The sequence below is a fragment of the Stenotrophomonas sp. SPM genome, from assembly GCF_003105135.1.
In the GTDB taxonomy this organism is placed as follows: Bacteria; Pseudomonadota; Gammaproteobacteria; order Xanthomonadales; family Xanthomonadaceae; genus Stenotrophomonas.
In genome coordinates, this window is the sequence record NZ_QETL01000026.1 from 1 (window position 1) to 13,204 (window position 13,204).

The 13,204-nt window shown below is 66.7% G+C and carries 10 protein-coding genes; 3 read left to right on the top strand and 7 right to left on the bottom strand.

Features of this window, described 5'->3' with window-relative positions:
- Window positions 1–107: 107 nt before the first annotated feature.
- The 3 genes from lysS (at window position 108) to DCO49_RS08220 (ending at window position 5,135) form a co-directional block, all read left to right on the top strand.
- Entirely contained in the window at window positions 108–1,619 is a 1,512-nt protein-coding gene (lysS, locus tag DCO49_RS08210; RefSeq protein ID WP_116863617.1) for a lysine--tRNA ligase, read from the top strand.
- A 202-nt stretch (window positions 1,620–1,821) separates the two neighbouring features.
- Window positions 1,822–2,967 (top strand): two-component system response regulator, encoded by a 1,146-nt coding sequence (locus DCO49_RS08215; RefSeq protein WP_116863618.1) that lies wholly within the window; start codon window positions 1,822–1,824, stop codon window positions 2,965–2,967.
- Window positions 2,964–5,135 carry an ATP-binding protein gene (locus DCO49_RS08220; protein ID WP_116863619.1) on the top strand — a complete coding sequence of 724 codons (2,172 nt, stop codon included), beginning with the start codon at window positions 2,964–2,966 and terminating at the stop codon, window positions 5,133–5,135. Before DCO49_RS08215 ends, DCO49_RS08220 begins: the two co-directional genes overlap by 4 nt.
- 57 nt (window positions 5,136–5,192) lie before the next feature.
- Here DCO49_RS08220 and DCO49_RS08225 read toward each other — a convergent pair whose 3' ends face one another.
- The 7 genes from DCO49_RS08225 to DCO49_RS08255 all read right to left on the bottom strand — a co-directional run bounded on the left by DCO49_RS08225 (window position 5,193) and on the right by DCO49_RS08255 (window position 13,186).
- The gene (locus tag DCO49_RS08225; protein WP_108768755.1) at window positions 5,193–6,065 is read right to left on the bottom strand and encodes a crotonase/enoyl-CoA hydratase family protein; all 873 of its coding nucleotides are present in this window, start codon (window positions 6,063–6,065) and stop codon (window positions 5,193–5,195) included.
- 161 nt (window positions 6,066–6,226) lie between these two features.
- Entirely contained in the window at window positions 6,227–7,903 is a 1,677-nt protein-coding gene (locus DCO49_RS08230; protein WP_116863620.1) for a long-chain fatty acid--CoA ligase, read from the bottom strand.
- A gap of 213 nt (window positions 7,904–8,116) precedes the next feature.
- The gene (gene betA / locus DCO49_RS08235) at window positions 8,117–9,799 is read right to left on the bottom strand and encodes a choline dehydrogenase (RefSeq protein WP_116863621.1); all 1,683 of its coding nucleotides are present in this window, start codon (window positions 9,797–9,799) and stop codon (window positions 8,117–8,119) included.
- 111 nt (window positions 9,800–9,910) lie between these two features.
- Window positions 9,911–11,383, bottom strand: coding sequence for a betaine-aldehyde dehydrogenase (betB, locus tag DCO49_RS08240; RefSeq protein WP_116863622.1), 1,473 nt, complete (start codon window positions 11,381–11,383; stop codon window positions 9,911–9,913).
- Between the two features lie 45 nt (window positions 11,384–11,428).
- The gene (betI, locus tag DCO49_RS08245; RefSeq protein ID WP_116863623.1) at window positions 11,429–12,019 is read right to left on the bottom strand and encodes a transcriptional regulator BetI; all 591 of its coding nucleotides are present in this window, start codon (window positions 12,017–12,019) and stop codon (window positions 11,429–11,431) included.
- 160 nt (window positions 12,020–12,179) lie between these two features.
- Window positions 12,180–12,812 carry an AAA family ATPase gene (locus DCO49_RS08250; RefSeq protein WP_116863624.1) on the bottom strand — a complete coding sequence of 211 codons (633 nt, stop codon included), beginning with the start codon at window positions 12,810–12,812 and terminating at the stop codon, window positions 12,180–12,182.
- Entirely contained in the window at window positions 12,812–13,186 is a 375-nt protein-coding gene (locus tag DCO49_RS08255; protein ID WP_116863625.1) for a type II toxin-antitoxin system Phd/YefM family antitoxin, read from the bottom strand. The genes DCO49_RS08250 and DCO49_RS08255 overlap by 1 nt, the downstream gene beginning before the upstream one ends.
- Between the last annotated feature and the right edge of the window lie 18 nt (window positions 13,187–13,204).

The window sequence follows — 13,204 nt, forward strand, 5'->3', positions numbered from 1 at the left end:
CGGCGCTACCGGCTCCGGCGGGGCCCGGGGAGGGCAGTTTTGATATGCTGTCCAACCGGCTGCGCCCGGCGCTGTACCCCCTCCCACTACACGATTCCCGCAGATCCATGAGCGAAGCTACCGATACCCCCCCCGTCGACGAAAACAAGTTGATCGCCGAGCGCCGTGAGAAACTCAAAGCGCTGCGTGGGCAGGGCATCGCGTACCCGAACGACTTCCGTCGCGAGGACTTTGCCGGGCAGTTGCAGGCCGACTTCGCCGATGCCGGAATCTGGACCGCCGAAGCCCTGGAAGCCAACGGCCGCCAGGTGAAGATGGCTGGCCGCCTGATGGCCAAGCGCATCATGGGCAAGGCCAGCTTCGCCCAGATCCAGGATGAATCCGGCCGCATCCAGCTGTTCCTGCAGGGCGGTGCCCTGGGCGATGCCTACACCGCCTTCAAGGGCTGGGACGTGGGCGACATCATCGCCGTCGAAGGCGCCCTGACCCGTACCAAGACCGGCGAGCTGTCGGTCAAGGCCGAATCGATCCGCCTGCTGACCAAGTCGCTGCGGCCGCTGCCGGACAAGTGGCACGGCCTGGCCGACGTCGAGCAGCGCTACCGCCAGCGGTACGTCGACCTGATCGTGACCCCGGAATCGCGCGCGGTCTTCATCAAGCGCTCCAAGATCATCCGCGCCATGCGTGCGTGGCTGGACAACCGCGACTTCCTCGAAGTCGAGACGCCGATGATGCATTACATCCCCGGCGGCGCGGCGGCCAAGCCGTTCACCACCCACCACAACGCGCTGGACCTGGATCTGTACCTGCGCGTGGCGCCGGAGCTGTACCTCAAGCGCCTGACCGTGGGTGGCCTGGAGCGCGTCTACGAGATCAACCGCAACTTCCGTAACGAAGGCGTCAGCACCCGCCACAACCCGGAATTCACCATGATGGAGCTGTACGAGGCCTATGCCACGTACAACGAGATCATGGACCTGACCGAAGGCGTGATCCGTGACGTGGCCACCACCGTCAACGGTGGCACCGAAGTGGAGTGGGACGGCGCGAAGATCGACCTGGGCCCGGCCTTCCGCCGCTGGCGCATGGACGAGGCGGTGCGTCACCACAACCCGGAAATCTCGGCCGCCGACTGCACCGACCGCGAGGCGCTGCTGCGCCATTGCGAGCGCCTGAAGATCCGCGTCAAGCCGTCCTACGGCTGGGGCAAGCTGCTGCTGGAGATCTTCGAGGCGACCGTCGAGCACACCTTGATCCAGCCGACCTTCATCACCGACCACCCGGTGGAGGTCTCGCCGCTGGCCCGTGCCAACGACAACGATCCGGGCTACACCGACCGCTTCGAACTATTCGTCAACGGCAAGGAACTGGCCAACGGCTTCTCCGAGCTGAACGACCCGGAAGACCAGGCGCAGCGCTTCCAGGCCCAGGTGGCCGCGAAGGAAGGCGGCGACGACGAGGCCATGCATTACGACGCCGATTACATCCGTGCGCTGGAGTACGGCATGGCGCCGACCGGCGGCCTGGGCATCGGCGTGGACCGCCTGGTGATGCTGCTGACCGGCAGCAGCTCGATCCGCGACGTCCTGCTGTTCCCCTACATGCGTCCCGAGCAGTAAGACGCAGTTCCGCTCCCGACTGTGCGCGCCGTCCCGGATCCGGGCGGCGCCATTGACGCGATCCGCACTCGGCGTATGGTTGTGGCACGGCCTTGACACCCGCTATGGCTTGATGGGGTCGGGGAGGGTGCGATGTGGAGAACCCGCTTCACATTGTGACGACGATCATGAACCGGGGGAGCTCGTGACGGGAGTCGTACCGATGCAGGGTGCCAGTGTGCACAGCGGCGGGGTATCCTCGCTGGCTGATCTTCCAGCGTGGTCGAGAAGGCAGGCAGAGAACGCCTTGAACATCGTCATCGTCGACGACCAGACGTCCGCAAGGACGATGCTGCGCCATGTCATTGAAGACATCGCGCCCGAATTGAGCGTACACGACTTCGGTGATCCGCTCACCGCGCTTGCGTGGTGCGAGTCGTACCCGGTCGATCTGCTGCTGCTGGATTACCGCATGCCGGAGATGGACGGGCTGGAGTTCGCCCGCCGTTTCCGCCGGCTGCCCAAGCACCGCGACATCCCGGTGATCCTGATCACCGTGGTCGGCGACGAGCCGATCCGGCAGGCCGCGCTGGAAGCGGGCGTGATCGATTTCCTGGTCAAGCCGATCCGGCCGCGCGAACTGCGTGCGCGCTGCTACAACCTGCTGCAGCTGCGCCAGCAGGCCGAGAACGTGAAGCAACGTGCGCTGTCGCTGGAACAGCGGCTGCTGGCCAGCATGCACGAGGTAGAAGAGCGTGAACGCGAGACCCTTTCGCGGCTGGCGCGCGCCATCGAGTTCCGTGATGCCGGCACCAGTGCCTACCTCGAGCGCATGGCGCGCGTGGCCGGTCTGATCGCCGAGCAGCTGGGCCTGCCCGAAGAGGAGGTCAAGCTGATCGAGATGGCCGCCCCGCTGCATGACATGGGCAAGATCGCCATTCCCGATGCGGTCCTGCTCAAGCCGGGCAAGCTCAATGACGAGGAGCTGGCGATCATGCGCCGGCATCCGCGCATCGGCCACGAGCTGCTCAGTGGCAGCCAGAACCGCTTCATCCAGGTCGGCGCGCTGATTGCCCTGCGCCACCACGAACGCTATGACGGCAGCGGCTATCCCGATGGCCTGGTCGGTGACGCGATTCCGCTGGAAGCGCGCATCGTCGCCGTTGCCGATGTCTTCGATGCGCTGATCTCGCCGCGCCCGTACAAGGAAGCATGGACGATGGAAGCGACCCTGGCGTACCTGTACGCCCAGCGCGGCCGCCTGTTCGACCCGCGCTGCGTGGATGCGCTGCTGCGGGGCCGCGAGCAGCTGGAACAGATCTGCGCCGAGCATTCCACCGCCTCGGCGCGGCCGGGGATGGGCGCGTGACATCCCTGCTGTCGCGGATCCGCCTGCGGTTGTCCCAGCGCCACGACAGCGAACACGGGCAGCAGATCGTCCGCATCGTCCTGATCAGCTTCATCCTGGCCTACGTGCTGCTGCCGGCGCCGCGCCACGACCTGCCGCACGACCAGTACGTGGGCGTGCTGGCCATCGTCCTGACCGGCCTGTCGCTGTCGCTGCTGCTGTTCGGCTGGCTGCTGTGGAAGCCGGGGCGCTCCGATCCACGCCGCGTGCTCGGCATGCTGGCCGACTACGGCCTGATCGCCGCGGGCATGGTGCAGATGGGCGAACCGCTGTCGTGGGTCTACATCGTGGTGATGTGGGTGACCGTCGGCAACGGCATGCGCTTCGGCAACAACTACCTCTACGTCGCCGTGGCGATGGCGATGGTCAGCTTCGGCAGCACCGTGCTGCTGACACCTTACTGGGAGCAGAACCTGCGACTGGCGATCGGGCTCTGGCTGGGCCTGGCTGCGGTACCGTTGTATTTCTCGACCCTGCTCAAGCAGTTGACCAAGGCCATGGCCGAGGCGCGGCGTGCCAGTGAAGCTAAGAGTCGCTTCCTGGCCAACATGAGCCACGAATTCCGAACCCCACTCAATGGATTGAATGGCATGACAGAAGTATTGGCGACGACTCGCCTGGACGATGAGCAACGTGAGTGCCTGAACACCATCCAGGCTTCTTCCCGCAGCCTGCTGGCGCTGGTCGAGGAGGTGCTGGACATCTCCGCGATCGAAGCGGGCAAGCTGCGCGTGGTGGCCGAGGATTTCGTGCTGGCCGACGTGGTCCAGGCCATCGGCCTGATCCTGCTGCCGCAGGCCAAGGCCAAGCACCTGGAGTACAAGGTCAAGGTGGCCGCGAACGTGCCCGCCACGCTGCGCGGCGACGTCGGCCACCTGCGGCAGATCCTGCTCAACCTGGCCGGCAACGCGGTGAAGTTCACCGACCACGGCAAGGTGGAAGTGCGCGTGGGCCTCGTCCACGCGGACACCAATGGCTCGGTGCGCCTGCGCTTCGACATCATCGATACCGGTATCGGCGTGCCGGTGGCCATGCGGCCGCGGCTGTTCGAAGCCTTCGAGCAGGCTGACGTCAGCATGGCTCGTCGCCACGAAGGCACCGGCCTTGGCACGACCATCGCCAAGGGCCTGGTTGAGGCCATGCACGGTGAGATCGGTTACCTGGACAGCCCGCCGCAGGGCAGCCACTTCTGGGTGGAGCTGCCGTTCGCGCCGCCGGAGCCGGTGGTGCCGGGCGCGGTCCCCAGTGTGGCCGTCGGCGAGGAAGTCGGCCCAGGCGGCAACGTCATCGCCTTCACCGACCCGTTCCTGCGCCACCGCGCCCGCGTGCGCAGCATGCAGATTCTGGTGGCCGACGACCACGAGGCCAACCGCATGGTGCTGCAGCGCCTGCTGCAGAAGGCCGGGCACAAGGTGATGTGCGTCGATGGCGGCGAGGCCGTGCTCGATGCGCTGGCCGAGAGCGAATTCGACGCCGCCATCGTCGACCTGCACATGCCGGGCATGAGCGGCCTGGACATGTTGAAGGAACTACGCGTGATGCAGTCCGGCGGTGGCCCGCGCACGCCGGTGTTGGTGCTCAGTGCCGATGTCACCCCCGAAGCGATCCAGCGCTGCACCCAGGCCGCCGCGCATGCATTCCTGGCCAAGCCCGTCGTGGCCGTGCGCCTGCTCGATACGCTGGCCGAGATCGCCAACAACGCCCAGCTGAAGGCGTCGGCGCCGCCGATCGTGCGCACCGCCACCAACCTCGATGGCGTGCTCGACACCGGCGTGCTGGATGAGCTGGCCTCGCTGGGCATGGGCGACGGTTTCGAGCGTGAGTTCATCCGCCAGTGCCTGGAGGACGCCGGGAACTGCCTGCGCAAGGCCGAGATCGATGGCGAGGCAGGCCGCTGGGGTGCATTCCGCGAACAATCCCACGCGATCAAGGGCGTGGCCGGCAACCTGGGCCTGGTGCGTGCCGCCAACCGCGCCGGTGAACTGATGCGGATGGCCGACTGGCAGCTCAAGGCCGAATGGCGCCCGCGCCTGGCCGTGCTGCAGGGCGCGATCAAGGAAGGACGGCAGGCCCTGGATGCACGCGCCGAGCGCAAGGCACGCGGCGCGGCCGACGACATGGAACGGTAGCCACGAAAAAAAGCCCGGGGGCCAGCCGGGCTTGAACCCAGAGGGAGAGCAGAGCAATCAGGCGGCGTCGAGGCCGGCGCGACGGGTCTGTGCCTTGATCAGGCGATCCATCGTGCGCAGCGAACGGTCACCCAGGGCCAGAGCGGAGTCGACCCAGACCTTGGTGATTTCCAGCAGCTCGTCGTAGCTGACCGACTGCGCCAGGTTGCGCGCCGCGTTCATCGCCAGGTACGACTGCGGCAAGCGCTGCTGGTGGCGGATCATGTCATCGACGGCGGCGCGGCCTTCCCCCTTCTTCACCAGCACGTCGACCACGCCCAGGGCGTGCATTTCCTCGGACGAATAGATGCGGCCGTCGAGGATGATCTTCTCGGCCAGCTGCGGCGACACCCGGCGGCACAGGAACGAGTACGCGCCCATGCCCGGGAACAGGCCGAACAGCACTTCGGGCAGGCCCATGCCGCAGCCTTCCTCGGCCACAATGGTGTGGCAGGCCAGGGCCATTTCCAGGCCGCCACCCAGTGCATCGCCCTGGATCAGCGCAATCGAACGCACGTCACCGCCGAAGCCGGTGTGCAGATGGTGCACGCCTTCCACGCAGCGCTGCGCATAGGTCAGCAGCAGGTCGCGATTGCCTTCGCGGATCAGGCGGGTGAACAAGTCCAGGTCGCCGCCCAGGTTGTAGGCAGCCGCATCGGAGGCCAGCACGAAATGGCGCAGCCGACCGCTATGGCGCTGGGCCGGTCCACGGGTGATGGCGCTCATGTAGCTCCACATCTCGTCCAGCATGTCCTTCCGGCAGCAGGGACGGATGCCGGTGGCCGCGTCGGCGTGCATGAACAACCAGTGGGCGGAGTCGTCGTCGTTGTCTTCGGTACGGATGGTGGCGAACGGCGAACCGCTGGCAGACAGCTTTTCAATGGTGCTCATGGAAGGGTCCTCGGCATGCGGCCCGCAGAGAGAAGTGGTGGCCGGCGGGCCGAACGGTCCACACACGCGGCGATGCTACACCGGGCGCGGCGCCGCGCACGCGAAAAGGCCCGGGCTGTTTCCAACCCGGGCCCTGAAGGTATTCAAATTCGCCGAAAGCCTTACGTGGCGGGCGTATCGCGAAGCTCGCGTCGGAGGATCTTGCCCACGTTGGTCTTCGGCAGTTCTTTTCGGAATTCTACGATTCTGGGGTGCTTGTAGCCGGTGAGGTTGGCGCGCGCATGGTCTTTGACCATTTCAGCGGTCAGGTTCGGGTCCTTCCTCACGATGACCACCTTCACCACTTCACCGGACTTCTCGTCCGGCACGCCGACAGCGGCCACTTCCAGCACGCCCGGCATCATCGCGATGACGTCCTCGACTTCGTTCGGGTATACGTTGAAGCCGGACACCAGGATCATGTCCTTCTTGCGGTCGACGATGTAGAAGAAACCCTGCTCGTCCATCTTCGCCATGTCGCCGGTGTGCAGCCACTGGTCGGCATCGATGGCGGTGGCGGTTTCGTCGGGGCGCTGCCAGTAGCCCTTCATCACCTGCGGGCCACGGATGCAAAGCTCGCCCACTTCGCCCATGGCCAGCGTGTTGCCGTTGTCGTCCTTGATGCAGGCATCGGTGGACGGGATCGGCAGGCCGATGGCGCCGTTGTATTCCTTCAGGTCCAGCGGGTTGATGCAGGCCGCCGGCGAGGTCTCGGTCAAGCCGTAGGCCTCGACCAGGGTCACCCCGGTCACCTTCTTCCAGCGCTCGGCCACCGCACGCTGCACGGCCATGCCGCCGCCCAGGGTCACCTTCAGCGAGGAGAAGTCGACCGTGTCGAAGCCGGGGGTGTTGAGCAGGCCGTTGAACAGGGTGTTGACGCCGGTGATGGCGGTGAAGCGCACCGACTTGAGCTCCTTGACGAAGCCCTTCATGTCACGCGGATTGGTGATCAGGTGGTTGCAGCCACCGAACTTCATGAAGACCAGTCCGTTCGCCGTCAACGCGAAGATGTGGTACAGCGGCAGGGCGGTGATGATCCACTCCTTGCCCGGCTCGATGCCCGATGCGCCGATCCAGGCCGAGGCCTGCTGCATGTTGGCGATCAGGTTGCGGTTGGTCAGCATCGCGCCCTTGGCCACGCCGGTGGTGCCACCGGTGTACTGCAGGAAGGCGACGTCGTCGTGGTCGATCTCGACCTTGGGCAGGGTGTGGCGGCTGCCGAGCTTGAGTGCCTGGCGGAAGCGCACCGCGCCCTTCAGATGGTAGTTGGGCACCATCTTCTTGACGTACTTGAGCACGAAGTTGACGATCGTGCCCTTCAGCCCGAGCAGGTCGCCCAGACCGGTGGTGACGACGTGCTTGACCGGGGTGTCGGCGATGACCTGCTGGACGGTGTCGCCGAAGTTGTCGACCACCACCAGCGCGCTGACGCCGGCATCGACCAGCTGGTGCTTCAGCTCGCGCGCAGTGTACAGCGGGTTGACGTTGACCACGGTCAGGCCGGCGCGCAGCACGCCGAAAGTGGCGATCGGGTACTGCAGGCAGTTGGGCATCATCAGGGCGACGCGGTCACCCTTCTTGAGCTTGAGCTCACCCAGCAGGTAGGCGGCGAACTGCTCGACAAGGGCGTCGGTTTCGCCGTAGGTGAGGACCTTGCCGAAACTGGAGTAGGCGGGACGGTCGCGGAATTTCGCGACGGAAGCGTCGAAGACCGAAGCTACCGAATGGAACTCGTTGATGTCGATCTCGGCGGGAACGCCTTTCGGATAGCTCTGCAGCCAGGGACGATCCAGACTCATATTCCCCCTCCAGGAATCGTTTTTGATGGGCGCGGCGCGGACAGTATCCGCCGAAACCGCTGCGGCCAGCATACCGTTCCGTAGGGAAAACGCGAAGGGGGCCTTGCGGCGCGGGTTGGTCGGATACGTCAGATGCCGCCGGGCATGGCCCGGCGCTACCGATCAGGGTGCGGAAACCGGTAGCGGCGGGCCGTGCCCGGCGGGTTTTATGCGTCAGCCGCGGCTGCGCGCCGGGGCACCGTTGGCCTTGTAGTAGGGCGCGGTGCTGCGGGCCAGCGGTGTGCGGCCGCGGATCACGTCGGCCAGCTTCTCGGCAATCATGATGGTCGGCGCGTTGAGGTTGCCGGTGACCACCTGCGGCATGATCGAGGCATCGACGATGCGCAGGCCGTCCAGCCCGTGCACGCGGCCCTGGCCATCGACCACCGCCATCGGGTCATCGGCGTGGCCCATCTTGTTGGTGCACGAGGGGTGGTAGGCGGTCTCGGCGTGTTCGCGCACGAAGCCATCGATCTGCGCATCGGTCTGCAGCTCGCGGCCGGGCGAGATCTCGCGGCCGCTGTACGGCGCCAGCGCCGGCTGCGCGAAGATCTCGCGGGTGATGCGGATGGCGGCGCGGAACTCGCGCCAGTCCTGCTCGTGCGACATGTAGTTGAACAGGATGCTGGGGTGCACGCGCGGATCCTTGGACACGACCTGGACGCGGCCGCGGCTGGGTGACCGCATCGAGCCGACGTGCATCTGGAAGCTGTGCGCCTTGATCGGGTTGGAGCCGTTGTAATTGATGGCCACCGGCAGGAAGTGGTACTGCAGGTTGGGCCAGTCGAAGGCCTCGTCGCTGCGGATGAAGCCACCGGCCTCGAACTGGTTGCTGGCGCCGATGCCGGTGCCCAGGAACAGCCATTCGGCGCCGATGGCCGGCTGGTTGTGCAGCTTCAGTGCCGGGGCCAGCGACACCGGCTTCTTGCATTCGTACTGCAGGTACATCTCCAGGTGATCCTGCAGGTTGGCGCCGACACCGGGCAGGTGGTGCACCACATCGATGTCCAGGCTTCGCAGCAGATCGGCCGGGCCGACGCCGGAGCGCTGCAGGATCTGCGGCGAGGCGATGGCGCCGCCACACAGCAGCACTTCGCGGCGGGCGGTTGCGCGCTGCGGCTGGTCGTTGTGCAGCCACTGCACGCCCACCGCACGCTTGCCCGAGAACAGAATGCGGTCGGTGAGGGCGTGGGTGACGATGGTCAGGTTCGGGCGCGGCCTGGCCAGGTCCAGGTAACCGCGGGCGGTGCTGGAGCGACGGCCTTTGGGTGTGACCGTGCGGTCCATCGGACCGAAGCCTTCCTGCTGGTAGCCGTTGAGGTCATCGGTGCGCGGGTAGCCGGCCTGCACGCCGGCTTCGACCATCGCGGCGAACAGTTCGTTGTTGCCTGCCTTGGGCGTGGTCACCCGCAGCGGGCCGTCGCCACCGTGGTAGTCGTTGGCGCCGATGTCGCGGGTCTCGGCCTTGCGGAAGTACGGCAGGCAGTCCAGGTAGGTCCAGTCCTCCAGGCCCGGCATGCTGGCCCAGTTGTCGTAATCCATGGCATTGCCGCGGATGTAGCACATGCCGTTGATCAGCGAGGAACCGCCCAGGCCCTTGCCGCGCCCGCAATCCATGCGGCGGTTGTTCATGAAAGGCTCCGGGTCGGTCTTGTACGCCCAGTTGTAGCGCTTGCCCTGCAGCGGGTAGGCCAGTGCAGCCGGCATCTGGGTGCGGAAGTCGAGGCGGTAGTCCGGTCCACCGGCTTCCAGCAGCAGCACGCTGACATCGGCATCCTCGGTGAGGCGGGTGGCCAGCACGTTGCCGGCCGAACCGGCGCCGATGATGATGTAGTCGTACTCGTTGGGGGTACTCATGATTGTTCTCCTGTTGGCCGGGATGCGCGTTGCGCAGCTCTCCCGGCGGAATGTCGATCCGGCGTTCGCGCCGGGCGGCTGGCTCTGGGCGCGCTGATCAGAACACGCTGATCAGAACACGCTGGCGTAGTCGCCCAGTTCAACCTGCACCGACTTGATGCGGGTGTAGTGGCCCAGCGTGGACAGGCCGTTCTCGCGGCCGACGCCGGACTGCTTGTAGCCTCCGACCGGCATTTCCGCAGGCGATTCGCCCCAGGTGTTGATCCAGCAGATGCCGGCTTCGAGGCGGTGGATGATGCGGTGGGCGCGGCTGATGTCACGGCTGACCACGCCGGCGGCGAGGCCGAACGTGGTGTCGTTGGCGCGGCGCACGGCTTCGTCTTCGTCGTCGTAGGCGAGGATGCTCATGACCGGCCCGAAGATCTCTTCGCGGACGATGGTCATGTCATCGCGGCAGTCGGAGAACACGGTGGGCAGCACGTAGGCGCCATCGGCCAGCGCGCTTTCCTTGGCACGGCCTCCGCCGGTGAGCAGGCGCGCGCCTTCGGTCTTGCCGCTGTCGATGTAGCGCAGCACGTTCTGCATGTGCGGGAAGCTGACCATCGGCCCGAAGTTGGTCTCGGCGGCCTGCGGATCGCCGATGCGGATGCGCTTGACCCGCTCCACCACCGCGGCCTCGAACGCGGCCAGCATGCTGCGCGGCACGAAGACGCGGGTGCCGTTGGTGCAGACCTGGCCGGAGCTGAAGAAGTTGGCCATCACCGCGATGTCGGCGGCGCGGTCGAGGTCTGCGTCATCGCAGATGACCAGCGGCGACTTGCCGCCCAGCTCCATGGTCACTTCCTTCAAGGACGACGATGCGGCGGCGGCCATCACCTTCTTGCCGGTGGCCACGCCGCCGGTGAAGGAGATCTTCTCGATCACCGGGTTCTCGGTGAGCCAGTTGCCGATCTCGCCGCCCGGGCCCTGCACGACGTTGAACACGCCGTCCGGCACCCCGGCTTCGCTGTAGATCTCGGCCAGCTTCAGCGCGGTCAGCGGGGTCACTTCGGAGGGTTTGAACACCATGGCGTTGCCGGCGGCCAGCGCGGGCGCCGACTTCCACAGTGCGATCTGGATCGGGTAGTTCCAGGCACCGATGCCGGCGACCACGCCCAGCGGTTCGCGGCGGGTATAGAAGAAGCTCGACTCACGCAGCGGCAGCTGGATGCCCTCGATGGCCGTGGCCAGGCCGGCGTAGTACTCCAGCACGTCGGCGCCGGTGACGATGTCCACCGTGGTGGTCTCGGCCAGCGCCTTGCCGGTGTCCAGGGTTTCCAGCTGGGCCAGCGCATCATTGCGTTCGCGCAGGAGGTCGACCGCGCGGCGCAGGATGCGCGAGCGCTCCATCGCGGTCATCGCCGCCCAGACCTTCTGGCCTTCGGCCGCGCTCTGGACCGCGCGCTCGACGTCGGCCTTGCTGGCGATCTGCACCTCGGCCAGGACCTGGCCATTGGCCGGGTTGATGGACTGGAAGGTCTTGCCGCTGGTGGCATCGACGCGTTGGCCGTGGATGTAGAGCTGTTGGACGGGCAGGGCGGTCATGGGGGCACTCCTGGAAACAAAAAAAGGGGAAGGGCTTGAGGCTGCTTATACGCCCTCGGGCTGCAGCTGGAAGTCGATGTAGGCGTAGGCCAGTGCGCGGGCGGCGGCGGTATCGAACGGGCCGCCGACCAGGCTGCCGCGCAGCCACAGGCCGTCGATCATTGCGGCCAGGCCACGGGCGGCGTCGCGGGCGCGTTCGGCCGGCAGCGCGCGGTGGAACTGATGGGCCAGGTTGGAATACAGCCGCTGGTCGTTGATGCGCTGCAGGCGGGCCAGTTCCGGCTGGTGCATGCTCGCCGCCCAGAAGGTCAGCCAGACGCGCATGGCCGGGCCGCTGGTCTGGGTCTGGTCGAAGTTGCCATCGACCAGCGCTCGCAATTGGGCCCGCGGGTCGGCATCGGCCTTGGCGCGGTACTGGGCGAAGGCGTCTTTCAGTTCGTTGAGGATCTGCCGCATCGCGGCACTGAGCAGGCCGGCCTTGTCGCCGAAGTAGTGGGCGACGATGCCGGTGGACAGGCCGGCCTGGCGTGCGATGGTCGCCACGGTGGCGTCGGCCAGGCCAATGTCGTGGATTACCTGGAAGGTGGCCTGGATCAGCTGCTCGCGGCGGATCGGTTCGATGCCTTTCTTCGGCACAGTCTCACCTGGGGCATGGGCGTTGGCCCGAGGTGGACAGTATCGCGTTCGTTGATTGAACGTTCAATCAAAAAAAAGTGAAGGGGGTGTATGGGTGGGGGTCAGGGTCAGAGCCCTTTCCTGCGGAAAGGGATCCCACCCCGGGATCCGACCCCTTCAGTTACAGGCGGAGGGCGGCTTCCAGCAGTGGGGTGGCCCAGGCGGGCGTGGCCGCCAGCTGGGCGAGGTCGTCGGGCTCGGGGTACAGCAACTGGCCATCTTCCATCTGCAGCAGCAGCTGTGGGTCGGGCACGGCCTCGCCGGGGGCGGCGTCGGCGCTGTTGTCGTAGACCTGCAGCTGGGCCAGCACCGGCATCAGCCGCACCAGGTTCTGCTGGGCCAGCGGCCAGCGCCTGCGGATATCGGCCTCGTTGATCGGATGCCCACCACTGCGCACCCGCGCCTGCACCCGCGCGATGTGCTGCTCGGGGCTGGACAGCCCGCAGAACCACATCAGGACATCGTGGCTGTGGCTGGCTTCATGCAGCAGGGCGGCGATGGAATTGCCGCCCAGGGTGGTCTCGAAGGCGTGGTTGCGGCCCTGGTCGAGGGCATCGCGTATGCGGTTGACGCCTTCCTGCCAGGCCTGGGCATTGGCTTCGGCCTGCGACAGGCCCGACAGCTCGCGCAGCCCGCGGGCGAAGGTATCCGGGTTGAACCAGTCCAGCCCGGCCTCGCGCAGTACGTGGCCGCCCACCGAACTCTTGCCGGCGCCATTGACGCCGGCAAGGACATACAGGAACGGTCGCGACATCAGTGCCCCGTGCCGGCCTTGACCTGACCCTTCAGGCGGGCCGGGCGGCGCAGCAGGGCGCGCGCGGTGTCACCGGCCTGGGCCTGCTGCAGCACGGCCAGGCGCTGGTCGAAGCCGGCACGCAGTTCGGCCAGGCCCGGAGCCTGCCCGCGCAGTTCCTCCAGCGAGGATTCCAGTGCCTCCACGCGTGCCTGCAGGGCGCGGTACTGCTCGATGGAGACGATGACCGCCTGCGGCTCGTTGTGGTTGGTGACCACCACCATGCGCTGGTCGCGGACCTCCTGCATGACCTTGCGCCAGTGCTCCTTCACCGACGAGGCGGTGGTGTGGGTCAGCTCGTTGATCGGGTCGAAGCGGACGGGGAGGTGAAGCATGGCGAAGCTCCAGCGGGG